The sequence below is a fragment of the Caulobacter sp. Root655 genome, from assembly GCF_001427665.1.
Classification (GTDB): Bacteria; Pseudomonadota; Alphaproteobacteria; order Caulobacterales; family Caulobacteraceae; genus Caulobacter.
On the sequence record NZ_LMHC01000025.1, the window covers coordinates 17,384 to 43,975 of the forward strand.

At 68.8% G+C, this 26,592-nt stretch carries 27 protein-coding genes; 12 read left to right on the forward strand and 15 right to left on the reverse strand.

The genetic code is table 11. The features are described from left to right. The first annotated feature begins 57 nt into the window (after window positions 1-57). Both ASD79_RS19815 and ASD79_RS19820 read left to right on the forward strand, forming a co-directional pair. A complete protein-coding gene (locus ASD79_RS19815; protein WP_056724834.1) occupies window positions 58-969 on the forward strand; it encodes an AraC family transcriptional regulator in 912 nt (303 codons plus the stop codon). Between the two features lie 139 nt (window positions 970-1,108). Next, the gene (locus tag ASD79_RS19820; RefSeq protein WP_056724836.1) at window positions 1,109-1,771 is read left to right on the forward strand and encodes an aquaporin; all 663 of its coding nucleotides are present in this window, start codon (window positions 1,109-1,111) and stop codon (window positions 1,769-1,771) included. On the opposite strand, the gene ASD79_RS19825 is transcribed toward ASD79_RS19820, so the two are convergent. The 6 genes from ASD79_RS19825 to miaA all read right to left on the reverse strand — a co-directional run bounded on the left by ASD79_RS19825 (window position 1,749) and on the right by miaA (window position 7,371). After that, a complete protein-coding gene (locus tag ASD79_RS19825) occupies window positions 1,749-2,654 on the reverse strand; it encodes a hypothetical protein (protein ID WP_056724838.1) in 906 nt (301 codons plus the stop codon). The genes ASD79_RS19820 and ASD79_RS19825 overlap by 23 nt on opposite strands. Window positions 2,655-2,656: 2 nt before the next feature. Next, on the reverse strand, window positions 2,657-3,217 hold the full coding sequence (gene ilvN / locus ASD79_RS19830; RefSeq protein ID WP_056724840.1) for an acetolactate synthase small subunit: 561 nt from the start codon (window positions 3,215-3,217) through the stop codon (window positions 2,657-2,659). Then, window positions 3,214-3,555 (reverse strand): GIY-YIG nuclease family protein, encoded by a 342-nt coding sequence (locus ASD79_RS23530; RefSeq protein ID WP_082585043.1) that lies wholly within the window; start codon window positions 3,553-3,555, stop codon window positions 3,214-3,216. The genes ilvN and ASD79_RS23530 overlap by 4 nt, the downstream gene beginning before the upstream one ends. Window positions 3,556-3,705: 150 nt before the next feature. Beyond that, entirely contained in the window at window positions 3,706-5,511 is a 1,806-nt protein-coding gene (locus ASD79_RS19835) for an acetolactate synthase 3 large subunit (RefSeq protein WP_056724842.1), read from the reverse strand. 265 nt (window positions 5,512-5,776) lie between these two features. Beyond that, on the reverse strand, window positions 5,777-6,259 hold the full coding sequence (locus ASD79_RS19840) for a CinA family protein (RefSeq protein WP_056724844.1): 483 nt from the start codon (window positions 6,257-6,259) through the stop codon (window positions 5,777-5,779). A gap of 191 nt (window positions 6,260-6,450) precedes the next feature. Then, complete coding sequence (gene miaA / locus ASD79_RS19845) at window positions 6,451-7,371, reverse strand: tRNA (adenosine(37)-N6)-dimethylallyltransferase MiaA (protein ID WP_056724845.1); 921 nt, start codon at window positions 7,369-7,371, stop codon at window positions 6,451-6,453. A gap of 69 nt (window positions 7,372-7,440) precedes the next feature. Between miaA and ASD79_RS19850 the strand changes: the two genes are divergently transcribed. The 3 genes from ASD79_RS19850 to ASD79_RS19860 are packed head-to-tail and all read left to right on the forward strand — an operon-like array spanning window position 7,441 to window position 9,473. Beyond that, window positions 7,441-7,881, forward strand: coding sequence for a hypothetical protein (locus tag ASD79_RS19850; RefSeq protein WP_056724847.1), 441 nt, complete (start codon window positions 7,441-7,443; stop codon window positions 7,879-7,881). Window positions 7,882-7,941: 60 nt separating this feature from the next. After that, window positions 7,942-8,811 carry a phosphoserine phosphatase SerB gene (gene serB, locus ASD79_RS19855; protein ID WP_056724850.1) on the forward strand — a complete coding sequence of 290 codons (870 nt, stop codon included), beginning with the start codon at window positions 7,942-7,944 and terminating at the stop codon, window positions 8,809-8,811. Then, window positions 8,808-9,473: an HAD family phosphatase gene (locus tag ASD79_RS19860; RefSeq protein ID WP_056724852.1), complete on the forward strand. Its 666-nt coding sequence runs from the start codon at window positions 8,808-8,810 to the stop codon at window positions 9,471-9,473. Before serB ends, ASD79_RS19860 begins: the two co-directional genes overlap by 4 nt. Before the next feature lie 179 nt (window positions 9,474-9,652). Here the strand turns inward: ASD79_RS19860 and hflC are convergent, their stop codons facing one another. Beyond that, window positions 9,653-10,498 (reverse strand): protease modulator HflC, encoded by an 846-nt coding sequence (hflC, locus tag ASD79_RS19865; RefSeq protein ID WP_056724854.1) that lies wholly within the window; start codon window positions 10,496-10,498, stop codon window positions 9,653-9,655. Next, entirely contained in the window at window positions 10,495-11,601 is a 1,107-nt protein-coding gene (hflK, locus tag ASD79_RS19870; protein ID WP_056724855.1) for an FtsH protease activity modulator HflK, read from the reverse strand. Before hflK ends, hflC begins: the two co-directional genes overlap by 4 nt. A gap of 100 nt (window positions 11,602-11,701) precedes the next feature. Between hflK and ASD79_RS19875 the strand changes: the two genes are divergently transcribed. Together ASD79_RS19875 and ASD79_RS19880 are read left to right on the forward strand one after the other, a co-directional pair. Beyond that, window positions 11,702-12,817, forward strand: coding sequence for an Mrp/NBP35 family ATP-binding protein (locus tag ASD79_RS19875; RefSeq protein WP_056724859.1), 1,116 nt, complete (start codon window positions 11,702-11,704; stop codon window positions 12,815-12,817). Between the two features lie 260 nt (window positions 12,818-13,077). Further along, window positions 13,078-14,478, forward strand: a complete 1,401-nt coding sequence (locus ASD79_RS19880; protein WP_056724861.1) for a lipocalin-like domain-containing protein — start codon at window positions 13,078-13,080, stop codon at window positions 14,476-14,478. Here the strand turns inward: ASD79_RS19880 and ASD79_RS19885 are convergent. The 3 genes from ASD79_RS19885 to ASD79_RS19895 form a co-directional block, all read right to left on the reverse strand. Next, complete coding sequence (locus tag ASD79_RS19885; RefSeq protein WP_056724863.1) at window positions 14,475-15,785, reverse strand: outer membrane protein transport protein; 1,311 nt, start codon at window positions 15,783-15,785, stop codon at window positions 14,475-14,477. The genes ASD79_RS19880 and ASD79_RS19885 overlap by 4 nt on opposite strands. Before the next feature lie 273 nt (window positions 15,786-16,058). Beyond that, on the reverse strand, window positions 16,059-16,967 hold the full coding sequence (locus tag ASD79_RS19890; RefSeq protein ID WP_056724866.1) for an SDR family NAD(P)-dependent oxidoreductase: 909 nt from the start codon (window positions 16,965-16,967) through the stop codon (window positions 16,059-16,061). A gap of 74 nt (window positions 16,968-17,041) precedes the next feature. Then, window positions 17,042-17,317, reverse strand: a complete 276-nt coding sequence (locus ASD79_RS19895) for a metal-sensitive transcriptional regulator (protein WP_007662389.1) — start codon at window positions 17,315-17,317, stop codon at window positions 17,042-17,044. A gap of 190 nt (window positions 17,318-17,507) precedes the next feature. Here ASD79_RS19895 and ASD79_RS19900 point away from each other — a divergent pair, with 190 nt between their 5' ends. Continuing rightward, the gene (locus tag ASD79_RS19900; protein WP_235524540.1) at window positions 17,508-19,634 is read left to right on the forward strand and encodes a copper-translocating P-type ATPase; all 2,127 of its coding nucleotides are present in this window, start codon (window positions 17,508-17,510) and stop codon (window positions 19,632-19,634) included. Between the two features lie 125 nt (window positions 19,635-19,759). On the opposite strand, the gene ASD79_RS19905 is transcribed toward ASD79_RS19900, so the two are convergent. The 3 genes from ASD79_RS19905 to ASD79_RS19915 are packed head-to-tail and all read right to left on the reverse strand — an operon-like array spanning window position 19,760 to window position 22,724. Beyond that, window positions 19,760-20,758 (reverse strand): HlyD family secretion protein, encoded by a 999-nt coding sequence (locus ASD79_RS19905; protein ID WP_056724870.1) that lies wholly within the window; start codon window positions 20,756-20,758, stop codon window positions 19,760-19,762. A gap of 17 nt (window positions 20,759-20,775) precedes the next feature. Further along, entirely contained in the window at window positions 20,776-21,525 is a 750-nt protein-coding gene (locus ASD79_RS19910) for an ABC transporter ATP-binding protein (protein WP_056724873.1), read from the reverse strand. Then, window positions 21,522-22,724: an ABC transporter permease gene (locus ASD79_RS19915; protein ID WP_056724875.1), complete on the reverse strand. Its 1,203-nt coding sequence runs from the start codon at window positions 22,722-22,724 to the stop codon at window positions 21,522-21,524. The genes ASD79_RS19910 and ASD79_RS19915 overlap by 4 nt, the downstream gene beginning before the upstream one ends. A gap of 350 nt (window positions 22,725-23,074) precedes the next feature. Between ASD79_RS19915 and ASD79_RS19920 the strand changes: the two genes are divergently transcribed. From ASD79_RS19920 to ASD79_RS19930, 3 genes are all read left to right on the forward strand, one after another. After that, complete coding sequence (locus tag ASD79_RS19920; protein WP_056725168.1) at window positions 23,075-24,355, forward strand: NupC/NupG family nucleoside CNT transporter; 1,281 nt, start codon at window positions 23,075-23,077, stop codon at window positions 24,353-24,355. Between the two features lie 71 nt (window positions 24,356-24,426). Beyond that, on the forward strand, window positions 24,427-24,831 hold the full coding sequence (locus ASD79_RS23535; RefSeq protein ID WP_255357001.1) for an endonuclease domain-containing protein: 405 nt from the start codon (window positions 24,427-24,429) through the stop codon (window positions 24,829-24,831). Window positions 24,832-24,895: 64 nt separating this feature from the next. Next, window positions 24,896-25,513, forward strand: a complete 618-nt coding sequence (locus ASD79_RS19930; RefSeq protein WP_056724879.1) for a glutathione S-transferase family protein — start codon at window positions 24,896-24,898, stop codon at window positions 25,511-25,513. A gap of 151 nt (window positions 25,514-25,664) precedes the next feature. Here the strand turns inward: ASD79_RS19930 and ASD79_RS19935 are convergent, their stop codons facing one another. Further along, window positions 25,665-26,114, reverse strand: coding sequence for a PaaI family thioesterase (locus ASD79_RS19935; RefSeq protein ID WP_056724881.1), 450 nt, complete (start codon window positions 26,112-26,114; stop codon window positions 25,665-25,667). Window positions 26,115-26,237: 123 nt separating this feature from the next. Here ASD79_RS19935 and ASD79_RS19940 point away from each other — a divergent pair, with 123 nt between their 5' ends. After that, window positions 26,238-26,528, forward strand: a complete 291-nt coding sequence (locus ASD79_RS19940) for a DUF3253 domain-containing protein (RefSeq protein ID WP_156400608.1) — start codon at window positions 26,238-26,240, stop codon at window positions 26,526-26,528. Window positions 26,529-26,592 lie beyond the last annotated feature (64 nt).

Sequence of the window (26,592 nt, forward strand, 5' to 3'; positions counted from 1 at the left end):
GTGACGGCTCCCTCCGGCTTGGCTAGGAGAATGTCCGTTGCCGAAAGGAATTTGGTCATGGTCGAGCAAGGCGAACTCGCGGCGCTGATTGAACGATACGCGCCCACCGACGGCACGCACGAAATCTGCGGCGAACGGGTGGCGGTGGTGCGCTCCAGCCAGCCCAGCGAGCCGCACCACGGCGTGTTCGGCGCCGCCGTCTGCGTGGTGGCCCAGGGCCGCAAGCAGGTGATCAGCGGCGGGACCACCCTGGTCTACGACGCCATGCGCTACCTGGTGGCCTCGGTGGACCTGCCGGTGATCGGCCAGGTGGTCGAGGCCTCGCCGGAGACGCCGTACCTGTGCTTCCGCCTGGCGCTGGATCCGGAGGTGATCGGCGACCTGCTGCTGCAGACCGGCGGCGAGCCGGCTTTGGCCCAGGACGCCGGCCCGCTGGTCGGGGCCATGGCGATCAGCGAGGTCAATCCGCCGCTACTGGACGCGGTGATGCGGATGGTGCGGCTGATGGAGACGCCCCGCGACGCCGCCGTCCTGGCCCCGCTGATCGAGCGCGAGATCCTCTACCGCATGCTGCTGGGCGACCAGGGGCCGCGCCTGGCCCAGATCGCCCGGGCCGACGGCCGCATGCGCCAGGTTCGGCGGGCCATCGGCTGGATCAAGCAGAACTTCGACCAGCATTTCAGCATCGACGACCTGGCGGCCGAGGCGCGGATGAGCCCATCCGCCTTGCATCGCCATTTCAAGGCGGTCACGGCGCTCAGCCCCCTGCAATATCAGAAGCAGATCCGCCTGCAGGAGGCGCGCAAGCTGATCCTGGCCCAGCGGCTGGACGCCGGTTCGGCCGGCCACGCGGTGGGTTATGACAGCGCCTCGCAGTTCAGCCGCGAGTACGCCCGACTGTTCGGCGCGCCGCCACTGCGCGACGTGGCCCGCCTGCGGGCCCGGCCGGACATGCTGCTCGACACCTGAAGCGTTCCAACCGTCGGGTGTTCCGGGCGCATGAGCAACGCCTGGATGTTTTCCCCTATTCCTAGACTCGCCAAACAGAGACAAGCTCCCCGGGGCTTGTCTCCAAGGTGGAGGCGAGAATCGGAGAGGGAAGCGGCCAATGTCAAAAATCATTGCCGAGTTCATCGGCACGTTCGCCTTGGTCTTGTTTGGCTGTGGCGCGGCAGTTCTTGGGGGCGAGCACGTCGGACAACTGGGCATCGCCTTGGCGTTCGGCTTCGCGATCATCGCCATGGCTTACGGCATCGGTCCGGTGTCGGGGTGTCACGTCAATCCGGCGGTCAGTCTGGCCGCCTTCGTCGCCGGACGGATGAGCATCAAGGAGATGCTGCTTTACTGGGTCGCCCAGTTCGCCGGCGCGGCGGCGGGGGCGGCGGTGCTGCTGTGCATCGCTGGTTCGACCGCCCATGGCCTGGGCCAGAACGGCTGGGGACCGGGCTACGGCGGCGGCTTCCCCATCCATGCGGCCTTCGTCTTCGAGGTGGTGATGACCGCCCTGTTCGTCATCGTCATCCTGGGCTCAACCGGGACCGACGCCGCGCCGGGCTTCGCCGGGCTGGGCATCGGCATCGCCCTGGCGGTGATCCACATCGTCGGCATCCAGGTGACCGGCGTCTCGGTCAATCCGGCCCGCAGCTTCGGCCCGGCGATCTTCGTCGGCGGCCAGGCCCTGGCCCAGCTGTGGCTGTTCTTCGTCGCTCCGGCGATCGGCGCTGTGCTGGGCGCGCTGCTCTACCGCTTCAATTTGTTGAAGGTGGGCTGACCGGCGGGAGGGCGTTCGCGGGCCCCGAGGGTTCGCGAACGCCCTCTTCTCGCGGCGCCTCGTCGTCGGCGGGGAGCGGCACGGCCGACGGTTGCGGCCGGTTGCTCTGGCCGGCCTTCAGCCGTCCGCCGGAAGCGATCAGCGAGTCATAGGCCCGCTGCTGGCGCGAGAAGTCGCCGCCGTGGGCGAACACCGCGTCGAACCGGGCGTCGCGTCCCGAAGCCGCCGCCAGGGCCGCCGCCAGGGCCGGGGCGATCGAGCCGACCTCGGCGTCGTCGCAGGCTCGGCGCAGGTGACGAGCCTGGCCGGGGACCAGCAGGGTGACGTCCCACGAGACGCCGTCCAGGCACACCGGCTCCACGGCCCCGCCGCCATAGTCGACGATCACCAAGCGGGGCTGGCTCCACAGCGCGTGGCCCGCCAGGGCCTTCAGCGGCGCGACCTGCTCGGGCGCCAGCTCGGCGTCGATGTCCACCCGGCGGGTGATCTCCGGCGTGCAGCAGCCCAGGCCGGCCCGGGCCTGGACGAAGGCGCGTCCGTCGCGGCGCACGGTGACCCGCACCACGGCCTGGCGCACGCCGAGCGACGGCCGGGCCCAGACTTCCAGCACCATTTCGCCGCGCTTGATCAGCTGGCTTTGCAAGGGCTGCAGGCCCCACAGGCGGTAGAGCAGGGGATCGACGCCGTTGTCGATCGGCACGAGCGTCTCGCCGGGGCGCAGGCGGCGGCCCTGGAACGGGTCCTGCTCGGGCGGCGGCTTGGGGATTTCCGGCGCCCACCAGACGGCGGGGTCGGGCGGCGCGGACACGACCGGAGGCGCGGGTTGCTGGCCGGCGAGGGCGAACCCCGCGAGCAGGCCGGCCAAAAGCATCGCGCCCGTCATCACTACATTCCTTCAACGCCCCGCTCGATGGAAAGCACGCCGGTGCGCGACAGTTCCACCAGGCCCAGCGGCCGCATCAGGTCGAGGAACTTGTCGATCTTCGACGGCGCGCCCGAAATCTCGAACACGAAGCTCTCCAGGGTGGTGTCCACCGGCTTGGCGCGGAAGATCTCGGCGATGCGCAGGGCCTCGACGCGATCGACGCCGGAGCCGCGCACCTTGACCAGGGCCAGCTCGCGCTCGACGCCGTTGGGGTCGCGGGTCACGTCGTGGACCCGGCGGACGTTGACCACCTTGTCGAGCTGGGCTTCGATCTGGTCGAGCACGTGGCGGGTGCCGCGGGTGACCACGGTGATGCGGCTGGTGTGGGCCTTGTGGTCGGTCTCGGCGACCGTCAGGCTTTCGATGTTGTAGCCGCGCGCGGCGAACAGCCCGACCACCCGGTGGAGCACGCCCGGCTCGTTGTCGACCAGCAGGGCGAAGGTCGCGGTCTGCTCGACCTCGGACGCGGTGGGCATGTCGTAGGCTGATCCTGGGGTGGTTGTGGGTTGGAGGTCGGTCATCTAGGCGCTCTAACAGTCTGCTCTTGTTGTTTTGGCTTACCGCCACGGCGACGTGACAGAGACGGTAGCGCATCCCAATCGCCCCGTATCATCGCTTCTTTCTTGGCGCGGGACCAACCCTTGATGCGTCGCTCGGTGTCGATGGCGTCGATGATGTACTGGAAGGGTTCACACCACACGAGGGTCACTGGAAGGCGGGCTGCAGTGTACTCACCGCCGCGCCCCTCTTGATGCTGCGCGACCCGCACTTGCACGTCCGGTCCCCGGTGAGAGCCAACATAGTAAGAACCATCGCGGCACTGGAGCATGTAAACCCACGCGCCGTGGAGATCGTACATCGGCTCTGCGTCCTTCGAGGCGAACCTTTCAGGTTCGCACCTCAGGATGAGGAAGTTGGTGCGGGGCGGGGAAGCAGAAAAACCGAGGCTTTACTGACTTCCTCATCCTGAGGCGCCCTCCGCAGGAGGGCCTCGAAGGACGCACGGCGCCTAAACCAGCCCCGCCCCCGCCGCCCCGATCACGTTCCCGATGTCCTCGACGTCGCCCATGATCATCTCGTTGTGGGCCTTGCCCGAGGGGATCATCGGCAGGCAGTTCTCGTGCTTCTCGACGCGGCAGTCGAAGACCACGACCTTGTCGCTGTTGATCATTTCCAGGATCTTGCCGTCCAGCTCGGCCGGGTCCGAGCAGCGGATGCCGACGGCGCCATAGGCCTCGGCCAGCTTCACGAAATCGGGCAGGCTGTCGGAATAGGAGTGGCTGTAGCGCTCGCCGTGCAGCAGTTGCTGCCATTGGCGGACCATGCCCATCCATTCGTTGTTGAGGATGAAGATCTTGACCGGCAGGTCGAACTGCACCGCCGTCGACAGCTCCTGGATGCACATCTGGATCGAGGCCTCGCCGGCGATGTCGATGACCAGGCTGCCCGGATGGGCCAACTGTACGCCGATTGCGGCGGGCAGGCCGTAGCCCATGGTGCCCAGGCCGCCGGAGGTCATCCAGTGGTTGGGCTCCTCGAAGCGGAAGAACTGCGCGGCCCACATCTGGTGCTGGCCGACTTCCGTCGTGATGTAGACGTCCTTGTCCTGGGTCAGGGCGTACAGCCGCTCGATGGCGTACTGCGGCTTGATGACCGTCTCCGAGCGCCGGTAGTTCAGGCACTGGCGGGCGCGCCAGGTGTCGATCTGGGCCCACCAGTCGGTCAGGGCGGCCTTGTTGGCCTGGTGGCCGGCCGCCTTCCAGGCCGCGATCAGGTCTTCAAGAACGCTGGCGGCGTCGCCGATGATCGGCAGGTCGACGCGGACGTTCTTGTTGATCGACGAGGCGTCGATATCGATGTGGATCTTCTTGCTGCCCGGCGAGAAGGCGTCCAGCCGACCGGTGACCCGGTCGTCGAAGCGGGCCCCGACGCAGATCATCACGTCGCAGTCGTGCATGGCGTTGTTGGCCTCGAAGGTGCCGTGCATGCCCAGCATGCCCAGCCAGGCCGGATCGGCGGCCGGGAAGGCGCCCAGGCCCATCAGGGTCGAGGTGACCGGCGCGCCGGTCAGGGCCTGGAACTCGCGCAGCAACTGGCTGGCCTTGGGGCCGGCGTTGATGACGCCGCCGCCGGTGTAGAAGATCGGCCGGCGGGCCCGGGCGATCAGGGCCGCGGCCTCGGCGACGCGGCTCGCCTCGCCCTTGGTCTTGGGATTGTAGGCGTGGGTCGAGCGGACCTCGCCTGGGCCGTAATATTCGCCCTTGGCGAACTGGACGTCCTTGGGGATGTCGATCAGCACCGGTCCCGGGCGACCGGTCGTGGCGATCTTGAAGGCCTCGTGGATGATCTGCGGCAAGTCGCGGACGTCTTTGACCAGGTAGTTGTGCTTGGTGCACGAGCGGGTCATGCCGACGGTGTCGGCTTCCTGGAAGGCGTCGGTGCCGATCAGGTGGGTGGGGACCTGGCCGGTGATGACCACCATCGGGATGGAGTCCATCAGGGCGTCCATGATGCCGGTGATGGCGTTGGTCGCGCCCGGGCCGGAGGTGACCAGGACGACGCCCGGCTTGCCCGAGCTGCGGGCATAGCCCTCGGCCGCGTGGGTCGCGCCCTGTTCGTGGCGGACCAGGATGTGCTGCAGGCGCGGCTCGTGGAACAGCGCGTCATAGATCGGCAGGACCGCGCCGCCCGGATAGCCGAACAGCACCTCGACGCCCTGGTCCACGAGGCCGCGGACCACGATCTCGGCGCCGGTCATGCTGCGGGAGGCGGTGTCGGCGGGGGCCGAGCTCTCGATGGTCTGGTGGGCGGTCATGGCGGGGGTCCCGGATGGACTGTGAGTAGGGCTGAAAAGAAAAAAGGTCCCGAAGGACCTTTGTACGCGCGACCGATCTATCAGCGTGACTTCAAGGTCACGCCGTGAACGGCCGCTCCATAAGTACGATCATGGTGTTGCGCACGAGTCTGTTACTCCAAATGGATGATCGGGGAATGCCATGCTCGCGAGAGGGCGTCAAGGCGCGCTTTGACGCAAGAAACGACCCGTGGCGGCGGCGCCACGCCGTCGCCCGCGGCCAATTTCAGCCCAAGGTCTTCAGCAGCAGGGCAAGGGTTTGCTCGGCGAAGCTGCGCATGTTGGCCGCGCGGTCGTCGATCCCGGTCTCGACGGTAAGACTAACCTCCTGCTCGGCGCCGACCACGGCCATGCAGCTGTGGCCGGCCGCGTCGCCGTAGCGGTTGCCGTCCGGCCCGGCCGCGCCGGTTTCCGACAGGCCCCAGGTCGCCTTGAGGTTCTTGCCGACCACCCGGGCCAGCAGCACGGCGTAGGGCTCGCTGGCCGAGCGCAGCCCGTCCATGGCCTTTTGCGGGATGTCCAGCAGGGTCAGCCGGGCCCGGGCCGTGTAGACCACCGCGCCGCCGGCGTAGAACTTCGAGGCCCCCGGCACGGCCAGCAAGGCCGACGAGATCAGCCCGCCGGCCGAGGATTCGGCCACGGCGACGGTCTCGCCGCGTTCGGTCAGGCGGGTGGCGACGGCGGCGGCGAGGCGGTCGAGTTCGGTCATGGGGAGGGTCCGTGAGTCGGTTGGGCGAGCATCATGTTCGCACATATTTCCCGCTCTTCCCGGCGAAGGCCGGGATCCAGATGGGATGGCTTTAAGGCTGACGCCACGAGCGCCGAGCCCATCCAACCATCCCCAGCGCTATGGGATCTGGGTCCCGGCCTTCGCCGGGAAGAGCGGTTTAAGGGAAGGGGTTAGGGAAGCAAACTTCCAAGCTGCTCCACCTGCCCCTCGTGATCCAGCATCGTGATCCTCTCCCAATCCGGCGTCTGATTCCGGAACCACGTCATCTGCCGCTTCGCATACCGCCGCGTCTCTTGCCGGGCGGCGTCAAGGGCCGTCTCCAGATCGGTCTCCCCCCGCAAATGCGCGGCCAGTTCACGATAGCCCAGGGCCTTGAGGGCGGGGAGCGAGGCAGGCAGGCCGCGGGTCTCCATCGCCGCCACCTCGTCCAGCGCGCCGTTCTCGACCATCATCGACAGCCGGGCGTCGCAGCGGGCGTAGAGTTCGGCGCGCGGCGGGTCCAGCACCACGCCGCGCCAGCTTCCCGGCGCCAGGGTGGGGCGGGTGTCGGTCTGCCAGGCGGTCAGCGACTTGCCGGTGGCCATGGCCACGGCGTGGGCGCGGATCAGCCGCTGGCGGTCGCCGATCTCGATGCGCGCCGCGGCGGCGGGGTCGAGCGCGGCCAGCACGTCGCGGAATTCCGGTTCGCCCTGGGCGGCGTAGAGCAGGCTGGAAATCTCGCGCTGGGTCTCCGGCACCTGCGGGATGTCGGCCAGGCCGTCGGTCAGGGCGCGGAAATAGAGCCCGGTGCCGCCGACCACGATGGTAGGGCGACCCCGCGCGGCGATGTCGGCCAGGGCGGCGGCGGCGGCCTCCAGCCAGCGGCCGACCGACCAGCCGTCGGCGGCGTCGACCAGGTCGAACAGATGGTGCGGAGCCTGGGCCAGCTCCTCGGGCGACGGGCCGGCCGTCAGCACCCGCAGGCCCGCATAGAGCTGCATCGAATCGGCGTTGACCAACTCGCCGCCGGTCTCGCGCGCCAGCTTCAGCGCCAGGGCGGACTTGCCGCTGGCCGTGGGTCCGGCGATAAGGACGATCTGTGCGTCGGACAATCTCAGGTCGATCCTTTGGGGCCTCGAGGGCCGCTGCGTCGGCCCTTCTAGCGTCGTTTGTGAGAAACCATGAAAACCATCGTCAGCGCCATCCTGGTCGCCGTCGCCTTCGGGGCCGCCGCGCCGGCCGTGGCGGCCTCCGCCGTCAAATCCGCGACCAAGCCCGTGGCGCAAACCGCGCCGGCCGGCCTGGACGAGCGCCTGGGTTGCGGCGTGATGCTGGTGACCATCGACGAGGTCCTGCAGCGCAATCCGGATCTGGCGACCAAGTTCTCCAAGGGCGACAGCAGCAGCGCGGCGATGATGCCGATGTTCCGCATGCTGGGAGCCAGCGGCGAGATCCTGCTCGACAAGGCCTATGCCGAAGGCCTCGCCCAGGGCCAGACGCCGACCGTGCTCTATCGTCGCGGCGTGGCCAATCTGTCGGCCAATTTCGCTGCCGGAGGGGGCAAGGAACAGGCCATGGCTGTGTTCACCCGCTGCATGGCGGTGGTCGCGCCGGCCTCCTGATCGACCGCTCGCGGCGCTTCGAAGGTTGACGCGGGCGGCTTCCTCCAATAGCCGCCGGTCATGCTCGCCATCACCCTCGTCTCGCCCGACCCCGCCGCCCTGGCGACGGCGATCGCCGCCGTGCGCGCCGCGGTCGCCGTCACCGCCGAGACGCCGCTGGGGGAGGGGGCGGTCGATCTGGCCGCCGACCTGCCGCTGGCCGAGGCCCACGCGGCGGTGAAGGCGGCGATCGGCGACGCGCCGGCCGACTTCGCCGTCCAACCGGCCGAGGGGCGTCGCAAGCGTCTGCTGATCGCCGACATGGACTCCACCATCATCGGCTGCGAGTGTCTGGACGAACTGGCCGACTTCGCCGGGGTCAAGGCCCAGGTTTCGGAGATCACCGAGCGGGCCATGCGCGGCGAGCTATTGTTCGAAGGCGCGTTGCGCGAGCGGGTCGGCATGCTCGAGGGGCTGTCGACCGATGCGCTGCAGGCCTGCTACGACGACCGCGTGAAGCTCAATCCCGGCGCCGCGACCCTGGTGCGCACCATGGCCGCCCACGGGGCCCGCTGCGCCCTGGTCTCGGGCGGCTTCACCTTCTTCACCAGCCGGGTGGCGGAGGCGGCGGGCTTCCACGTCAACCGGGCCAACACCCTGATCGAAGCGGGCGGCAAGCTGACCGGTCGGGTGGGCGACCCGATCCTCGGCAAGGAGGCCAAGCTGGCGGCCTTGCAGGAAGAGACCGCCGCCCTGGGCCTGACCCCGGCCGACGCCCTGGCCGTCGGCGACGGGGCCAACGACCTGGCGATGATCGAGGCCGCCGGCCTGGGCGTCGCCTACCGCGCCAAGCCGATCGTCGCGGCCCAGGCCCACGCCAAGGTCGATCACGCCGACCTGACGGCCTTGCTCTACTTCCAGGGCTACAAGGCCTCGGAGTTCGCGTCTTGACCTTCCCGCGCGGCGTCCAGGCCGTGGTGTTCGACATGGACGGCCTGCTGCTCGACACCGAGACCGTCTACCAGGCGGCGATGATCGAGGCCGGCCAGGCGTTCGGCGTCGATTTCACGGCCGCGACCTACGCCTCGATGGTCGGCAAGACCAATCCGGAATGCGGGGTGATGCTGCGCGAACTCTACGGCGCGAGCTTCCCGGTCGAGGACTATTTCGCCCGCACCTGGAGCGACGTCGAGATCCTGCTCGAGGCCGAGGTGCGGCTGAAGACCGGGGTGATGGAGATCCTCGACTACCTGGACGCCCTGGCCATCCCCCGCGCCATCGCCACCTCCAACAGCCGCCAGGCGGTGGACCGCTATCTGGGCCGTTTCGACCTGGTGCGCCGCTTCCACGCCGTGGTCGCCAACGCCGACGTCGCCCGCCACAAGCCGCATCCGGACCCGTATCTGGAGGCCGCCCGGCGGCTGAACGTCCATCCGACCCTGTGCCTGGCGCTGGAGGACTCCCACCCCGGGGTGAGGGCGGCGCACGCGGCGGGAATGATGACGATCATGGTGCCCGACATCCTCGACCCGACCGAGGAGATGCACGACAAGTGCGTCCACATCGCCGAGAGCCTGCACGTGGTGCTGGGGCTGCTGAAGGCGGCGAGCTGAAGGGCTGCTCCCTTCCCCCTTGAGGGGGGAAGGGCCGGGGATGGGGGTGAACGCGAAGCGTTCAACCGTCGGCTCCCCCGGGGACTCGACGAAGGTCGATGGAACGCTGCGCGTTCACCCCCATCCGACCTGCTTCGCAGGCCACCTTCCCCCATCAAGGGGGAAGGATTCTGTTGGCCCTACCCCGCCGGGCCCTTCTCGAAATAGCGGAAGAAGGCGCTGTCGGGCGAGAGCACCAGGGTGGTGTCGCCCTTGCCCAGGGACGCCTCATAGGCCTGCATCGAGCGGTAGAACGACGCGAAGGCCGGGTCGCGGCCGAAGCTGGAGGCGAACAGCTGGGCGCGCTGGGCGTCGGCGTCGCCGCGGATGGTCTCGGCTTCCTCATAGGCCGTCGCGACGATCTCGCGGCGCTTCTGCTCGCCCATGGCCCGCAGTTCGGCGGCTTCCTGCTTGCGGGCGGTCTGCATGCGCTCGAACACCGCCTGCTCGTTGGCCGGGGGCAGGTCGGCGCGCTTGATCCGCACGTCGATGATCTGCACGCCCAGATCGCCGGCGGCGACCTGGCGGGCGACCTTGGCGCGGATGGCGGCCATCACCTGGGCGCGCTTGCCGGCGATGACGTCTTCCGAGTTCGAGCGGCCGACCTCCTCGCGCAGGGCGGCGTTGACGATGCTTTCCAGCCGGTCCTTGGCGACGCTCTCGGTGCCGAGGGTCCGGTAGAACTGGCGCGGATCGGTGATGCGGTAGCGGACGAAGGCGTCGACCACCAGGCGCTCCTGGTCGGCGGCGGTCACCTCTTCCTCGTTGGCGTTGAGGGCGATGTTGCGCTTGTCGAACTTCAGCACCGTCTCGAACGGGCTCTTCATGTGCAGTCCGGGCGTCAGCACGGTGCGCACGGGGTCGCCGAAGCGGACGACCAGGGCCTGCTGGCGCTGGTCGACCTTGAACAGCACCACATTGGCCAGGATCACCAGGGCCAGGACGGCGACGCCGGCGAAGACGGTCGTACCCTTGAGGTTGTTCATCGGACAGCTCCCTCGGCGGCGTTGGCGTTCGGGGCGGAGGTCCTGGGCCGGAAGGTTTCGGACGGCAGGATGACGGGGGCGTTGGCGCCCTTGCTGTCGACGATCACCTTGTTGGAATTGGCCAGGACGCGCTGCATCGTCTCGATGTAGAGGCGCTCGCGCGTCACCGCCGGGGCCAGCTTGTACTGCTCGTAGACCTGGTTGAAGCGGGCGGCGTCACCGCCGGCCTCGCGCACCACCTGTTCGCGATAGCCGAGCGCCGCCTGCTTGATCTGGGCCGCCTCGCCGCGCGCGTTGTTGGCGGCCGACTGGGCGTTCTGGGCGGCGCGCTGCACGTCGCGATAGGCTTCCAGCACGGGGCCGGGCGTCGTGGCGGTCTGGATGTTGACGTTCTGGATCGACACGCCGATGTCGTAGCGGTCGAGGATCTGCTGCATCAGGCGCTTGGTCTGGTCCTGCACCTGGCCGCGGCCGTTGGTCAGGATCGGGGTGAGAGCGGTGCGGCCGACCACTTCGCGCATGGCGCTCTCGGCCACGTCCTTGATCACCGCGTCGGGCTCATAGACGTTGAAGCTGTATTTGGCGGCGTCCGAGACGTGCCACTGCACGGTGAAGCTCAGGTCGACGATGTTCTCGTCGCCGGTCAGCATCAGGCGCTCGTCGGGCACCGGCGCGCTGACCGTGCCGCCGACGTCCAGGGCCTGGGTGGCGGTGACCTGCACCAGCTCGGCGGTCTCGACCGGATAGGGCAGGTGGTAGCGCAGGCCGGGACCGGCGGTGCGGGTATAGGCGCCGAAGGTGGTGATCACGGCCTGTTCCTTGGGCTGCACCACATAGAAGCCCGACAGAGCCCACAGGGCGACGACGCCGGCCGCCGACAGGGCGATGGCGCGGGGCCGGCCGGGGCCGCTGAAGGTCTGGCGCAGGCGCCGGTTGAGGCGCTCGATCAGGGCGTTGACGTCGACGGGCGGCGGCGGGCCGCCGGGACCTCTGGGGCCGCCGCCGGGACGCGGGTCGTCGCCCCTGGGTCGATCGCCGTCCTTCTTGCCGTCGTTCGGCGGGGATCCCCAGGGTCCGGGGCCTGCGTTGTCGTTCCAGGGCATGGGCGGCGTGGTCTTCCCGTCACTGCTACTTTGGCGGGGTTGTAAAACGACCCCCGCACGCGGATATGAGAGCCCCCGCAGCACAAGGCAAGACAATCCCGTGACCGCAGTCCTTCCCGCCACCCTCGACGACGCCCGCGCGGCGCTGGACCTGATCGTCGATCCGGTCTCGGGCGAGGGGCTGGTCGCGGCCGGACTGGTGCAAGGCCTGGTGGTGCGAGCCGGTCGCGCCGGCTTCATGCTCGAGGTGCCGGCCTCGCGAGCCGCGACCTACGCCCCGGTGCGCGAGGCCGCCGAAAAGGTCCTGGCCGCCTTGCCGGGAATCGACGCCGCCCAGGTGGTGCTGACCGCCCAGGCCGGTCCCGAGACCACCCGGGTGCGCAAGGGCGCCAAGGTCTCCGAGGATAGTCAGGCCCGCCTCGTCCCGCCGCCGGAGGCCGAGAAGCCGGCCCATGTGAAGCACGTGATCGCCGTGGCCTCGGGCAAGGGCGGGGTGGGCAAGTCGACCATCGCCACCAACCTGGCCTGCGCCTTCGCCGCCCAAGGCCTGCGCGTCGGCCTGCTGGACGCCGACGTCTACGGCCCGTCGGCCCCGCGGATGATGGGGGTCGACGGCGAGCCCAGCTTCGAGGACGGCAAGCTGCAGCCGCTGGAGGCTCACGGGATCAAGCTGATGTCGATCGGCTTTCTGGTCGACGAGGGCAAGGCGATGATCTGGCGCGGCCCGATGGCCTCGTCGGCGGTGCGCCAGATGATCCACGACGTGGCCTGGGGCTCGGAAGCCGCGCCGCTGGACGTGCTGGTGGTCGACCTGCCGCCGGGCACCGGCGACATCCAGCTGACCCTGGTGCAGAAGCTGCGGATCGACGGCGTGGTGCTGGTCACCACCCCGCAGGAGATCGCCCTGATTGACGCCCGCCGGGCGGCGGCGATGTTCGGCAAGACCGCCACACCGATCCTGGGCCTGATCGAGAACATGGCCTTCTTCGCCGACCCGGCGACCGGCGCGCCGATCCCGATCTTCGGGGCCGGCGGCGGAGTGGCCGAGGCGGCGACCCTGGGCGTGCCGGTCCTGGCCCAGGTTCCGATCGAGATCGCCGTGCGCGAAGCCGGCGACGCCGGGACGCCGGTGGTGCTGCGGGCCCCGGAGAGCGCCGCGGCCAAGGCGTTCGTCGGCGCGGCGGCGGCGCTGTGGCGCGTCGTGGGCGTGGGTTAGGCGTTGTGGACTGTTGAACAGGCCTAGGCTTGGGAGCGCCGTGCGTCCTTCGAGGCCCTCCTTTGGAGGGCGCCTCAGGATGAGGAACTCAGCCGCAACGTTCCTCATCCTGAGGTGCGCAGCGTAGCGAAGCCTCGAAGGGCGCAGGGCCTTCAAGGTCTACTGTCCACGGTCCCCGGGCTTTTTCGCCGCCGGACCCGTTGCCTATCGACTAAAGGTTGTTCGCATGACACCGTTCGCCCATCGAGGGAGAGCGCATCATGTCGACAAGCAACAACCCGCTGGGACAGGCGTTTTCCGCCTATCTCGAGACGATCGCCAACTATTATGACCCGGAGGCGCTGGCCCTGATCAAGGCCGTGGCGGCCCGGTCGCCCAGCCCCACCACCGTCGAGATCGCCTATCAGTTGCTCGGCGGCTGGACCGGGACAGGGATGACCCTGCCGCCGCCGATGCCGCCGGCCCCCGCGCTGAGCTTTCCGGCCGACCATGGCGAGCACTGGGACACGCCGATCGAGTGGCGCTACCTGACCCAGAGCCTCGACCTGGTGGGCGGCGGCAAGGTGAACGTGATCACCAACCTGTTCCGCAAGGCCATCGCCACCGCCGCCACCGCGCCGAGCCTGACCGAGGTCGAGCGGCAGATCTACAGCACCAGCATCGCCGTGACGCTGGAATTGCCGGGCCAGCCGGTGGCGCACTACGCCCTGCCGCCCACCACCTTCTCGGCCCTGGAGGGCGGGGTGGAGATCGGCAACGACCCGTTCAAGATGGTGGTCGGCAAGGTCAGGCTGACCGGGACCTCGGACGTCTTCCCGATCACCTTCCGCATCGAGGACGACGGCGACCCGCTGGCCGGCCGCCCGGCCCTGGTGGTCGACATCGTGGCCCAGGCGACCAATCCGCTCTTCCTGCAGGGCAAGGACGGCTACATCGGCGCCCCGGTCGGCGCGCCGACCAGCGTGGCCTGGTACTATTACAGCTGGCCCCAACAGGCGACGACCGGCACGGTCACCGTGGGCGGCGTGGCCTACCAGGTCGCCTCGGGCGTCACTTGGATGGACCATCAGTGGGGTGGCTATCCGGCCCCGGCCACGGCGGCCGCGCCGGGCTGGAGCGGCTGGTGCTGGTTCGAGTTCCAGTTCGAAGGCGACCGCTCCCTGACCCTGGCCTGCCCGCACACGGCGGTGGTCGGCGGCAAGCTGCCCTTCTTCAACGGTGGCTTCGGAACCTATGTGGAGGGCGGCCGGTCGTGGCTGATCCCGGCCCTGCTGGAGGTCGGCGACTATGCGCCCAGCCAGGCCACCGGCGTCGGCTACCCGTCCGATTGGACGCTGGAGGCCGGAACGCTGGGCGGGCCGGTGATGCTGGTCGTCAAGCCCAAGACCCTGGTCGCCGACCAGGCGATGTGGATGGGCGGCCTGACCGAATATTCCGAAGCGGCCGCCACCGTGACCGCCATCGGCATGGTCAACGGCGAGCCGGTCAAGATGTCGGGCGTCGGCTATTGCGAAGGCGTCGGCTTCGAGAACCCCGCCGAACAGAAGCTGCGCGTCGAGACTTGGCTGCGCGCCAAGCTGGAAGGGCAAGACCCCCCAACGAAAACGGCCGCCCAGGTTGCCCGGGCGGCCGCGTCTTCGTCAGGTCACGTCGAAGCCTAGAAGCTCCAGCGCAGGCCGCTCGAGATGACGACGGCCGAACCGCCGACGTCGCCCTTGAGGTTCAGGGTCGTGGCCGCCGCGGTGCCCGGATAGATGGTTTCCGTGCGGTTGATCGTGGCGTCATCGAAGCTGATGTACGACAGGGCCGCGTCCAGCTTGATGGCGTCGGTGGCGGCCCAGGTGGCGCCGACCGCGTAGAGCATGCGGTCGCCGTCCGGCACGCGGGCGGTGCGGCCGACGTCCGGGGTCGGGGTCGGGTCGTACTCCACGCCGGCCCGCAGGGTCAGCTTGGGATTGACGTCATAGTCGACGCCGGCGGCCACCGTGGTGGTGTCCTTGTAGTTCTGGTGGCTGACGCTGCCGCCGCCGGGATAGGTGACGACGATCTCCTTGAACTCGCTCCAGCCGATGCGCGACACCGAGGCGTTCAGGGTGGTCTTGGGGTTCACCTGCCAGCGGGCGCCGATATGGGCCATCCACGGGGTGGTGATCGTGGCCTTGCCGTCGGTGTCGACATTGGCGCTGGCCAGCGGGCCGAGCAGGCCGGAAACCACCACGTGGCCGTCCAGCTTGTGGTCGATCTTCGAACGGTACGAGGCGCCGATCGTCAGGGCCGGCGAGGCGTGGAACTGCGCGCCGACGTTCCAGCCGTAGTCCCAGTTGCCATCGCCCTTCAGCGAGGACGAACCGTCGGGCAGCAGGGGCGACAGGTTGGGCAGGGCCGAGGTCAGCTCGGCGTCGGTGTACTGGGCCGAAACGCCCACGCCCAGGTCGAGCATGTCGTTGACGCGGTAGGCGACCGTGCCGTTGACGTCGATGGTCTTCAGGTTCGACTTCAGGGCGTCGTAGCGGGTCCAGCTACGGCTGTTGTAGTCGGTGGTGAAGTTGTAGGGCGCGGCGGCCGACAGGCCGACGGCCAGCTTGTCGTTGACGCGGAAGGCGGCGGCGAAGTTGGGGACGATGCCGTTGTTGATCGGACCGCCGGCCCGGGTTTCGCCGCCGACCGGGGTGGTCAGGCCGCCGGGGATGACCGGACGGGTCAGGGTCGAGCCGCGGTCATTGACCTGGGAGTCGACCTGCACGAGGTGAATGCCGCCGTAGATTTCGTTCTGTTCGAGACCGGCGATCGAGGCCGGGTTCCACCACAGGCTGGCGGCGCCGCGGTCGGCGACCTCGCCCGAATAGGCGCGACCGGCGCCGCGCACCGATTGCTCCTGCAGGTAGAAAGCCGCGGCCGAGGCCTGGCTGGCGACGACGAGCGTGGCGAGAGCCACGCCGGCGGCGAGGGCATTACGCGAGAGAGACATGTGACGACCTTCTGGGGAGGAAGATCCGGCGTCCTTGATGAGGCCGGTTGGCGTCGCTCTAACGCATGTAGTCAAAAACCGTTGCTATTTATTCGCAAACTGGTGAATTTTGTGCCTGACGTCAAAGAACAGTGCGCGCTATTGCAGTAACCGATTTCGCCGTTCTGTCAGAAGTCGCTCTAGTTGCCTAAAAAGGGCGCGAACTGGTTTACGTAGGGGAATACCTACACGAACCACATTCGCGCCGCAATTCAGGCTGGTCGAAAGTGCTCTTTAGCCGCCGGCCATCTTGCGGAAGAACTTCTGGCCCTGTTCTCCACCGTTGAAATAGGCCTTCTGGCCTGGCTCGGCGGTGATCTGTTCCCAGTTGTCGCGGACTTCCTCGGCCGACAGTCCGCCCTCGCCGAGATAGGCGCCTTCGGTCTCGAAAATGCGCGACAGGGCGAAGGCGCCGGCGCCGGCGGTCAGGATCGCGCCGGTCGGGGCGTCTTCCGACACCAGATAGACGACGCCCGGGGTGACGTATTCGGGCTTGAGCTTCTCCAGCACTTCCGGCGGCATCAGGCCCTCGGTCATGCGGGTGGCGGCCACCGGGCTGATGGCGTTGATCTTGACGTTGTTCTTGGCGCCTTCGAGCTTCAGCGTGTTCATCAGGCCCAGCACCGCCATCTTGGCCGCGCCGTAGTTGGACTGGCCGAAATTGCCGTACATGCCCGAGGACGAGGTGGTGACGACGATGCGGCCGTAGTTCTGAGCCTTCATGATGTCCCACACGGCCTTGATCGGCTTGAAGGTGCCGAACACGTGGACCTGGATCACGGCCTCGAAGTCGGCCAGTTCCATCTTGGTCAGGGTGCGGTCCCGCAGGATGCCGGCGTTGGCGATCAGGATGTCGATCCGGCCCCACTTTTCCATGGTCGTCCTGACCATGTCGGCGACGCCGGCGTCGTCGGTCACCGAGGCGCCGTGGGCGATGGCCTGGCCGCCGAGGGCCTCGATTTCCTTGACCACGGCGAGGGCCGCTTCCGACGAGCCGCCCGAGCCATCGACGCTGCCGCCCAGGTCGTTGACCACCACCTTGGCCCCGCGCCGCGCCAGCTCCAGCGCATGCTGTCGGCCCAGACCGCCGCCGGCCCCCGTGACGATCGCCACCTGACCGTCGAACCGGATATCGTCCGCCATGCTCTTATCTCCCTCAAACGCGTGTTTGGTTTGGCGCGTTTGTGCGGCGCGGGAGAGGGGGCGTCAAGAGAGGCTCAGCGCGTACTGCGGCTTAGCACAGCGATCAGTTCGGCGATCTTCTCGCGCTGGGCGTCGGGATCGCCGCTGCTGATGGCGTGCTCGACGCAGTGGGCGACGTGGTCGGCCAGCACCTCCTCCTCGACCTTGCGCAGGGCCGCCTGCACCGCCGAGATCTGGGTGACCACGTCGATGCAGTAGCGGTCGTCGGCGATCATCTTGGCCAGGCCCCGCACCTGACCCTCGATGCGATTGAGGCGTTTGGTGGCCGAGGCCTTGGTGTCGGCTTGCATGATATTATACCCTAGGGGGGTAGTAAGTTTACCCCATGGGGGTATATATAGGCCAAACACGCCTACCGGAGAAGTCCCGATGCCGTCCGGCCCCGATCACGACCACGCCCATCATGACCATTCCGCCCCTGGTTGCTGTCATGGCGGCCAGAATAGGGACGAGGGCGCGGCGCGGGATCCTTCCGCGATCATGCCCAAGGGCACGATCTACACCTGCCCCATGCACCCCGAGATTCGCCAGGAGGGCCCCGGCTCATGCCCTATTTGCGGCATGGCCCTGGAGCCCGAGACGCCCAGCCTGGACGACGGGCCCAACCCCGAACTGGCCGACATGAGCCGGCGGTTCTGGGTCGGCCTGGCCCTGACCCTGCCGATCTTCGTCATGGACATGGGCGCCCACCTGCTGGGCCTGACCCTGCCTTGGGACGCCCGGATCACCGCCTGGATCCAGCTGGTCCTGGCCAGTCCGGTGGTGCTGTGGGCGGGGTGGCCGTTCTTCCAGCGGGGCTGGGCCTCGCTGGTCACGCGAAACCTCAACATGTTCACCTTGATCGCCCTGGGGACGGGGGCCTCCTACCTCTATTCCGTGGTCGCCACCGTGGCGCCGGGCTTCCTGCCGCCCAGCCTGGGCGGCGGCCATGCGGGCCACGGCGCGCCGCCGGTCTATTTCGAGGCGGCCGCGGTGATCACCGTGCTGGTCCTGCTGGGCCAGGTGCTGGAGCTGCGGGCCCGCGAGCAGACCGGCGGCGCGATCCGCGCCCTGTTGGACCTGGCCCCGCGCACCGCCCGGCGGGTGGCCGACGACGGGACTGACGCCGAGGTGGCGATCGACGCCATCCATCCGGGCGACCGCCTGCGCGTGCGGCCCGGCGAGAAGATCCCGGTCGATGGCGTGGTGGTCGAGGGCCGGGGCCATGTCGACGAGTCGATGGTCACCGGCGAGCCGATGCCGGTGCTGAAGGAGGCCGGCTCGGCCGTGGTCGGCGGGGCCATCAACCAGACCGGGGCCTTCGTCATGCGGGCCGAGAAGGTCGGCGGCGACACCATGCTGGCCCGCATCGTGGCCATGGTCGCCCAGGCCCAGCGTTCGCGCGCGCCGATCCAGCGCCTGGCCGACCGGGTCTCGGCCTGGTTCGTGCCGATCGTCATCGCCGTCGCCGTCCTGGCCTTCGCCGCCTGGGCTCTGGTCGGGCCCGAGCCGCGCCTGGCCCACGCCCTGGTCGCCGCCGTCGGCGTGCTGATCATCGCCTGTCCCTGCGCCCTGGGCCTGGCCACGCCGATGTCGATCATGGTCGGTGTCGGTCGCGGGGCCCATGTCGGAGTGCTGCTGAAGGACGCCCAGGCCCTGGAGCGGCTGGAGAAGGTCGATGTGCTGGTGGTCGACAAGACCGGCACCCTGACCGTGGGCAAGCCGACCCTGACCCGCATCGAGGCGGAAGGCATCGGCGAGGACGAGCTGCTGCGCCTGGCCGCCAGCCTGGAGCGCGGCAGCGAGCACCCCTTGGCCCACGCCGTCGTCGAAGCGGCCAAGGCCCGGGACCTGGTCCTGGCCGAGCCCTCGACCTTCGACTCGCCGATCGGCAAGGGCGTGACGGGCACGGTCGAGGGTCGCGCGCTGGTGATCGGCGCCGACCGCTACCTGACCGAGCTGGGCCTGGACCTCGGCGCCTGGACCGACCGGATGGCGGCGCTGCGCGGGGAGGGAGCCACGGTGGTGCTGGTGGCCGTCGATGGCGCGGTGGCCGGGCTGCTGGCCATCACCGACCCGATCAAGGAGTCCGCGCGCCCGGCCATCGCGGCCCTGAAGGCCCAGGGCGTGCGGCTGGTGATGATGACCGGCGACAACCGCCTCACCGCCCAGGCGGTGGCCCGCGCCCTGGGCATCGACGAGGTCGAGGCCGACGTCGCCCCCGAGCGCAAGGCGGCGGTGGTCGGGCGGCTCAGGGCCGAGGGCGCGGTGGTGGCCATGGCCGGCGACGGGGTCAACGACGCCCCGGCCCTGGCGGCGGCCGACGTCGGCATCGCCATGGGCGGCGGCACGGACGTGGCCATCGAGGCGGCGGGCGTCACCCTGCTGAAGGGCGACCTGACCGGCGTGGCGCGGGCCCGCGGCCTGTCGCGGGCGGTGATGGCCAACATCCGCCAGAACCTGGCCTTCGCCTTCGCCTACAACGCCATCGGCGTGCCGATCGCGGCGGGCGTGCTCTATCCCGCCTACGGCCTGACCCTGACGCCGCAACTGGCGGCCCTGGCCATGGCGCTCAGCTCGGTCAGCGTGATCGGCAACGCGCTGCGGCTGCGGATGTGGAAAGGGTGAGGCCGTGCGTCCTTCGAGGCCCGCTGTCGCGGGCGCCTCAGGATGAGGAGCTCTGTACTGAATTCCTCATCCTGAGGTGCGAGCCGCAGGCGAGCCTCGAAGGACGCAAGGCGGCCACCCAAAGTCTACGCCTTCTTCTTACCCGCCACCGACGGCTTGGGTTCATCGCGCTTCACGCCGGCCTTCTTGCCGGGCTTCATGAACTTCACCAGCACCCGCTGACCCACCAGCAGCGGGGCGCCGTCGGCGCTGACCACCACCTCGACGACGCGTTCGTCGCTGCGCTGGTTGGGGTCGTCGGAGGCCAGCTTGCGGGCTCCGAAGACGGCGGCGCGGCGCAGCACCTTGCCGACATAGGTCTTGGTCGGGTCGCCCTCCGGCTGGATCTCGACCTCCTGGCCGATGGTCACGTTGGGGATGTCGGCCTCGACGATCTCGGCGCGGACGATGCGGGCGGTCTGCGGCTCCAGGTCGAACATCGGCGTGACGTTCAGGGTCGAGGCGCCGGCGCCCGGATTGGCGTAGCGGCGGGCGATGCGGCCGTCGGCCGGGGCGCGGATCACCGTCAGTTCCTGGTTGTAGCGGGCCTGGGCCAGTTGGGCGGTGGTCACCTGGATGGCGGCCAGCTGGGCGGCGATGTTGGCGTTGGCCGAGGCGATCTGGTCCTGGGCGGCGTCCAGCCGCTGGCCGGCCACGAAGTTGGAGGCCGACAGGGTCTTCAGGCGGTTGTACTCACGCTGGCCGGTGCGCAGCTGCACCTGGTAGAGCGCCAGCTGGGCGCGGGCGGAGACCAGGCTGGCCTCGGCGGTGTCGGCGGCCAGGCGCGCGTCGTTGTCGTCCTGCCTGGCCAGGGGCTGGCCGGAGGCGACGTCCTCGCCCTCCTGGACATAGACGTCGCGCACGATGCCCTGGCGGCGCGCGGCTACCTGGATGATGCCGCCCTCGACGTCGGCCTTGCCGTTGGCGATGGCCGCGTAGGGGCTGGGCTCCTGCGCGATGGCGGCCGCCTCGAGCTGTTTCTTCTTCTCGGCCGCCTGGCTCTTCATGAAGAAGAAGCCGCCGCTCGCCAGGGCGACGACGACGAGGACGATCCAGAAAGCGGGGCGGCGCAGAAAGCGGGGCATGAAGGTTCCCTCGGAAATCAATGGCTGAGCGGCGCGGGATTGGCGTCGGGCGTTCTACGCACGTCGTCCAGGATCCGGCCGTCTTCGATGTGGATGACGCGGTCGGCATAGGCCTCGAGCCGCGGGTCGTGGGTGACGCAGATCACCGCCGCGCCGCGTTCGGTGGCGGCGGCGCGCAGCAGGCCGATGACGATCTGGCCGCTTTTCCCGTCAAGAGCGGAGGTTGGCTCGTCCGCGAAGATCAGGTTCGGGTTCTTGGCCATGGCCCGGGCGATGGCGACGCGCTGCTTCTCGCCGCCGGACAGCTCCGAAGGCCGCTGGTTGACGCGCGGGCCCAGGCCCACTTCCTCCAGCGCCGCCTGGGCGCGGCGGGCCGACTCGCCGGGGCCGACGCCCTGGTACTTCAGCGCCGTCATCACCTGCTGCTTGGCGGTGAGGGCGGGGAACAGGTTGAAGCCCTGGAAGATGAAGCCGCAGTGGTCGAGGCGGAACTTGTCGATCTTGCCGGGCGACAGCTTCCACAGGTCGGCCGCCTCCAGGGCCGCCACCTTGCCCTCGTCCGGGCGCAGCAGGCCCGACAGGGCCGCCACCAGGGTCGACTTGCCCGAGCCGGAGGGACCCATGACCATGGTCACGTCGCCGTGCTTGGCGTCGAAATCCACGCCCTTGAGCACCTCGATGAAGGTTCGTCCGGTCTTGAAGCGTTTGACGATGCCCTTGGCGGTCAGGGCGCTTTCGCCGCGCTTGTGGCTGTTGTCGCCGGTCATCGCAGGAGATCCGCAGGTTGGCTGTTCTTCAGGACGCCCAGCGACAGGAAGCCGGACAGCATGGCGATGATGATCAGGAACACCGCGACCACCGCCACCAGCATCGGCGGGAACGACATCGGCACCCCGCCGGCCGTGGCCGCCAGCGAGACCAGCCAGGTCAGCGCGGCGGAGGCGATCACCCCGACGATCCCGACCCAGAAGCTCAGCTCCATGACGATGTTGCGCAGGTCGCCGATCGACACGCCCAGAGCGCGCAGGCTGGCAAACTCCTTGATGTTGGCCATGATCGCCCCGCGCAGGGTCTGCCAGGTGATCACCACCCCGATCAGCAGGCCCAGGAAGGCCGAGAAGCCCAGGATGATGCCGATGATCTGGTCGTCCAGCATGGCGCCGGAATTGGCGTCGGCCAGCTCCTGGCGGGTCCAGGCGCGGAACTTGCCGTCGCCCTTCTTGTTCAGCTGGGCGGCGACGATCTCGGCGCGGGCCGGGTCGCGGATCTGCACCATCAGCGGGCCGACACGCTGGCCGGTGTCGGCCTCGCCCAGCATCCGCAGGGTGTCGCGCGACATCACCAGGGTCGGCTGGATGATGTTGGGATAGCCGGTGGTGACCACGCCGATGGTGATGGTCTTGCCATTGTAGAGGGCCTTGTCGCCCTTCTTGACGCCCAGGCGTTTGAGGGCGGTCTGGTCGACGGCCACCGAATAGGGACGGCGCAGGGCCTCGATCATGCTGTCGGTGTAGTCGGTCGGCACGGTGACGAAGCCCGGGATCGCGTCGATCACCGTGACATTGACGAACTCGCTCTTGCGGCCGCCGCCGCCGCCCTTCTGGCCGCCCTTGGCCGCCTGCTTGGCGCGGGCGTCGGCCTTGGCCTGGTCCTCGGGCGACAGGATGTTCTGGAAGCGGCCGCCGGAGCCGTCCAGCGGCGCCACCTGCAGCACTTCGGGATGGGTATAGACCAGCGGGATCATCCGGCGGGGCAGGCCCGACGGTCCGCCGAACAGCGCCTTGGCGCCGGGACCCAGCACCATGATGTCGGCGCGAGCCCGGTCGATCTGGGCGGTGAAGCCCTTGCCGATGCCGACGAAGATGCCGACCTGGGCCAGCACCAGCAGGCCCGAGAACGCCAAGGCGACCACGGCCGCCATGTAACGACGCCACTCGTACAACAGTGTGGCCAAGGCCAACGACATGCGCGAAACGCTCCCCAATCGACGGTTGCAGCAATGAACGGCGATCTTGGAGCGGCCAAGTTAAATCGGGGTAAGGCGAGCGATACACGCTCCGCGAGCGGCGTTCTGCGCGGTTTGGCGGCGCGGGGAGGGAAGGGGATCTTCGAAACCCTCGACGCGCCCAGGCCACCACCGCGTCCCGCTAGACGGTGAACTCGCGGCCTAGCGGACGCCCCAGGGGCGAGCAGAACGCTCGGCCCCAACGGTCGCCCTGCGCATAGCGCTTGCGCCGCGCCCCCTAATCATAGTCATTTGGGCCCTTGGCTGGCGTCGCGGGGGCGTCGCCGCATGTTTAAGGTTCTTCCGTCTTGATCTTTCTTCCCGAGAACGTCCAAGCCTTGTCGGGCGTGGCGCTGATCCTCGGCCTTTGCTGGCTCGTGTCCGAGAACCGCAAGCGCTTCCCGTTCGTGCTGGCCGTCTGCGCCATCGCCATCCAGCTGATTCTGGTGTTCGTGCTGTTCAAGCTGCCGGCGATGCGCAGCGCGCTGCAGGGCGTCAACGGCGCGGTCGAGGGCCTGGCCTCGTCGACTCAGGCCGGCACCAACTTCGTGTTCGGCTACCTGTCCGGCACCGCCCCGCCCTATACCGAGACCAATCCGGGGGCGGGTTTCCTGTTCGCCTTCCGGGTGATGCCGGTGATCCTGGTGGTCTGCGCCCTGTCGGCCCTGCTGTGGCACTGGGGCATCCTGAAGTGGCTGGCCAAGGGGCTGGGCTTCCTGTTCCAGAAGACCCTGGGCCTGCGCGGCCCTCCCGCTCTCGCGACCGCCGCCACCATCTTCATGGGCCAGATCGAGGGGCCGATCTTCATCCGCGCCTATCTGGAGCGCCTGACCCGGTCGGAGCTGTTCATGCTGATCGCGGTCGGCATGGCCTGCGTGTCCGGCTCGACCATGGTCGCCTACGCCACCATCCTGCACGACGTGCTGCCCAACGCCGCCGCCCACGTGCTGGCCGCCTCGCTGATCTCGGCCCCGGCCGGGGTGCTGCTGGCCCGGATCATGGTGCCCGGCGACCCCAGCGAGAAGTCCGACGACCTGGACCTGGCCGAGGAAGACAAGACCTACGGCAGCTCGATCGACGCGGTGATGAAGGGCACCACCGACGGCCTGCAGATCGCGCTCAATGTCGGCGCCACCCTGATCGTCTTCATCGCCCTGGCCACCATGGTCGACAAGATCCTGTTCGCCCTGCCGATGGTCGGCGGCGAGCATCTGAGCATCGCCCGCGTGCTGGGCGTGGTCTTCGCGCCCCTGGCCTGGGCCATGGGCGTTCCCTGGAAGGAGGCCGGCAGCGCCGGCGGCCTGCTGGGCGTCAAGCTGATCCTCACCGAGTTCACGGCCTTCATCCAGATGGCCAAGACCGGCCCGGAACTGCTGGACCCCCGCACCCGGATCATCATGACCTATGCCCTGTGCGGCTTCGCCAACATCGGCTCGGTGGGCATGAACGTCGCCGGCTTCTCGGTGCTGGTGCCCCAGCGCCGGCAAGAGGTGCTGGGCCTGGTCTGGAAGGCGATGATGGCCGGTTTCCTGGCCACCTGCCTGACCGGCTCGCTGATCGGCCTGATGCCGCGGGCCTGGTTCGGGCTGTAACCACCATAGGTTGACTCATTTCCTCCCTTCCCCCTTGATGGGGGAAGGGCCGGGGATGGGGGTGATCCAGCGTGTCAGGCAAACCAGAAAAGCCTCTTCACGCCCACGGCGCCGTCAAACGCGCCAGACGTCTACGCCGTGAAATGACCGCCAGTGAGCGCGTCCTCTGGGAAGCGCTCCGCCGCTTCAACCTCCACATCAGGCGCCAAGCCCCGATGGGACGCTATGTCCTCGACTTCGTCCATCATGGCGCGCGTTTGGTGATCGAGGTCGATGGTGGGCGGCACGACCTGCCTGAAGCCCAACTGCACGACGCCGAGCGTGACGCTTGGCTCAACGCTCAGGGTTATCGTGTGCTGCGTATTCGCGATCGGGACGCGTTCGGGGATGCGGATGCCGTCGCCGATCGTATCGCGGCGGAGATTCAGCGGTCACCCCCATCCCAACCCTTCCCCCATCAAGGGGGAAGGGCTTAGTCGGCGCTTCCCTTACCTGGCGAAAGCCGCGCATCCTCCCGGTCAAAAGCCGGGAGGATTTCTTTTGAAACTCTACGACAGCCGCCGCGCCCCCAACCCCCGCCGCGTGCGCTGGTTCATGGCCGAGAAGGGCATCGAGGACATCGAGATCGTCGATGTCGACATCTTCGGCGGCCAGCATCGCCAGCCCGATTACCTGGCCAAGGCCGGCCTGCCCAACGTCCCGGCCCTGGAGATGGACAACGGCGCGACCATCACCGAGTCGGTGGCCATCTGCCGCTATCTGGAAAGCGTCTATCCCGAGCCCAACCTGTTCGGTCGGGATCCCTGCGAGATCGCCGTGATCGAGATGTGGACGCGGCGGGCCGAGATGATGGTGTCCACGCCGCTGATGATGGCCGTGCGCCATTCGCATCCCGCCATGGCCGCCATCGAGACCCAGATCCCCGAGGTCGCCGCCCACGGCCGCGCCACCGCCGAGAAGGGCCTGAGGGTGCTGGACCACCGGCTGGCCGACAGCGAATTCATCGCCGGCGACCGGGTGACGATCGCCGACATCCTGGCGGTGACCGGCATCGATTTCGCGCGGATGGTGCGGTTCAGGCCGGACCCGGAGCTGGTCAACGTCAACCGCTGGCTGGCGGCGATGATGGCCCGGCCCGCGGCGAAGGCGGGGGTGTAGGGAGTTTTAGGTCCTCCCCCTGTGGGGGAGGCGATCGCGAAGCGATCGGTGGGGGGAGTATTAGGACAGTTGATCCGCGCGGTGGTCGATCGCGTATCTCTCCCCCACCGTCGGCTACGCCGACACCTCCCCCACAGGGGGAGGCTCTAGCTCAGCGCGCCCTGATCTTCTTGATCACGCCCGAGAAGTTCAGCATCGGCGCCCCAGCCGTCGAGATCAGTCCGCGCACGAACAGCAGCGAGCCGCCGGCCTTGGTCACCTCGCCGACGGACTCCACCAGGTCCCCCGCCTTGGCCGGGCCCAGGAACTCGCCGTTCAGGCTGACGGTGACGGCCCGCGCGTCCTTCAGATGCGCCCAGGAGATCGAAAACAGCGAATAGTCGGCGAAGGTCATCATGCAGCCGCCGTGCATGAAGCCGCCGCCGTTCATGTGGCGGGCCTCGGCGCGGAAGGCGCTGCGGATCACGCCGTTCTCTTCCCGGAAGTAGAACGGCCCGGTCTGGTCCTCGAAGGCGTCCATGCCCGCCCAGGTGCGCCAGCCGGCCCATTCGCCCTGCGTGACCAGCTTCGGGCCGTCCCAGATCTCGTTGCCGCCGTCCATGATCCGTCCCCTTCGTTGTCTTTGGGGATGCAGCTAAGGCCCGGGCAAGGCGGACGCAAGCGGCCGCGCTCGCGCTGCTGACAGATTCGTGGCATCCCTCCGCCCATGACCACCACGATCCCCCTGTCTTCCCCGATAAAAGACACCATCCTCGCGCAGCTGGCCGCCGTGGCGGCCGGCAAGTCCATCGACCCGATGTCGGTCGCCAAGGCCGTCGAGCCCGAGCGCTGGCAGCGCCTGCTGGGCCACGTGCGCACCAACGCCATCGAGCTGGCCCGCGAAGGCAAGATCGTCATCCTGCGCCACAACAAGCCGGTCAATCCGGAGAAGTTCCGGGGCGTCTACCGCCTGCGCCTGCGCATGGAAGGCGACCCGACCAGCTTCGAGGATGCGGTCGAGGGCGGCGAGGCGTAGTTCCCACCGCAAAACGGCTGTCATCCCGGACGAGCGCGCAGCGCGAAGATCCGGGACCGACGCG

What these genes read in the sequence shown, in the direction of transcription:
- ASD79_RS19815 (WP_056724834.1), top strand. Translation starts at nt 58, where the DNA reads ATGGTCGAGCAAGGCGAACTCGCGGCGCTGATTGAACGATACGCGCCC.
- ASD79_RS19820 (WP_056724836.1), top strand. Translation starts at nt 1,109, where the DNA reads ATGTCAAAAATCATTGCCGAGTTCATCGGCACGTTCGCCTTGGTCTTG.
- ASD79_RS19825 (WP_056724838.1), bottom strand. Translation starts at nt 2,654, where the DNA reads ATGACGGGCGCGATGCTTTTGGCCGGCCTGCTCGCGGGGTTCGCCCTC.
- ilvN (WP_056724840.1), bottom strand. Translation starts at nt 3,217, where the DNA reads ATGACCGACCTCCAACCCACAACCACCCCAGGATCAGCCTACGACATG.
- ASD79_RS23530 (WP_082585043.1), bottom strand. Translation starts at nt 3,555, where the DNA reads ATGTACGATCTCCACGGCGCGTGGGTTTACATGCTCCAGTGCCGCGAT.
- ASD79_RS19835 (WP_056724842.1), bottom strand. Translation starts at nt 5,511, where the DNA reads ATGACCGCCCACCAGACCATCGAGAGCTCGGCCCCCGCCGACACCGCC.
- ASD79_RS19840 (WP_056724844.1), bottom strand. Translation starts at nt 6,259, where the DNA reads ATGACCGAACTCGACCGCCTCGCCGCCGCCGTCGCCACCCGCCTGACC.
- ASD79_RS19850 (WP_056724847.1), top strand. Translation starts at nt 7,441, where the DNA reads ATGAAAACCATCGTCAGCGCCATCCTGGTCGCCGTCGCCTTCGGGGCC.
- serB (WP_056724850.1), top strand. Translation starts at nt 7,942, where the DNA reads ATGCTCGCCATCACCCTCGTCTCGCCCGACCCCGCCGCCCTGGCGACG.
- hflC (WP_056724854.1), bottom strand. Translation starts at nt 10,498, where the DNA reads ATGAACAACCTCAAGGGTACGACCGTCTTCGCCGGCGTCGCCGTCCTG.
- hflK (WP_056724855.1), bottom strand. Translation starts at nt 11,601, where the DNA reads ATGCCCTGGAACGACAACGCAGGCCCCGGACCCTGGGGATCCCCGCCG.
- ASD79_RS19880 (WP_056724861.1), top strand. Translation starts at nt 13,078, where the DNA reads ATGTCGACAAGCAACAACCCGCTGGGACAGGCGTTTTCCGCCTATCTC.
- ASD79_RS19885 (WP_056724863.1), bottom strand. Translation starts at nt 15,785, where the DNA reads ATGTCTCTCTCGCGTAATGCCCTCGCCGCCGGCGTGGCTCTCGCCACG.
- ASD79_RS19890 (WP_056724866.1), bottom strand. Translation starts at nt 16,967, where the DNA reads ATGGCGGACGATATCCGGTTCGACGGTCAGGTGGCGATCGTCACGGGG.
- ASD79_RS19895 (WP_007662389.1), bottom strand. Translation starts at nt 17,317, where the DNA reads ATGCAAGCCGACACCAAGGCCTCGGCCACCAAACGCCTCAATCGCATC.
- ASD79_RS19900 (WP_235524540.1), top strand. Translation starts at nt 17,508, where the DNA reads ATGCCCAAGGGCACGATCTACACCTGCCCCATGCACCCCGAGATTCGC.
- ASD79_RS19905 (WP_056724870.1), bottom strand. Translation starts at nt 20,758, where the DNA reads ATGCCCCGCTTTCTGCGCCGCCCCGCTTTCTGGATCGTCCTCGTCGTC.
- ASD79_RS19910 (WP_056724873.1), bottom strand. Translation starts at nt 21,525, where the DNA reads ATGACCGGCGACAACAGCCACAAGCGCGGCGAAAGCGCCCTGACCGCC.
- ASD79_RS19915 (WP_056724875.1), bottom strand. Translation starts at nt 22,724, where the DNA reads ATGTCGTTGGCCTTGGCCACACTGTTGTACGAGTGGCGTCGTTACATG.
- ASD79_RS19935 (WP_056724881.1), bottom strand. Translation starts at nt 26,114, where the DNA reads ATGGACGGCGGCAACGAGATCTGGGACGGCCCGAAGCTGGTCACGCAG.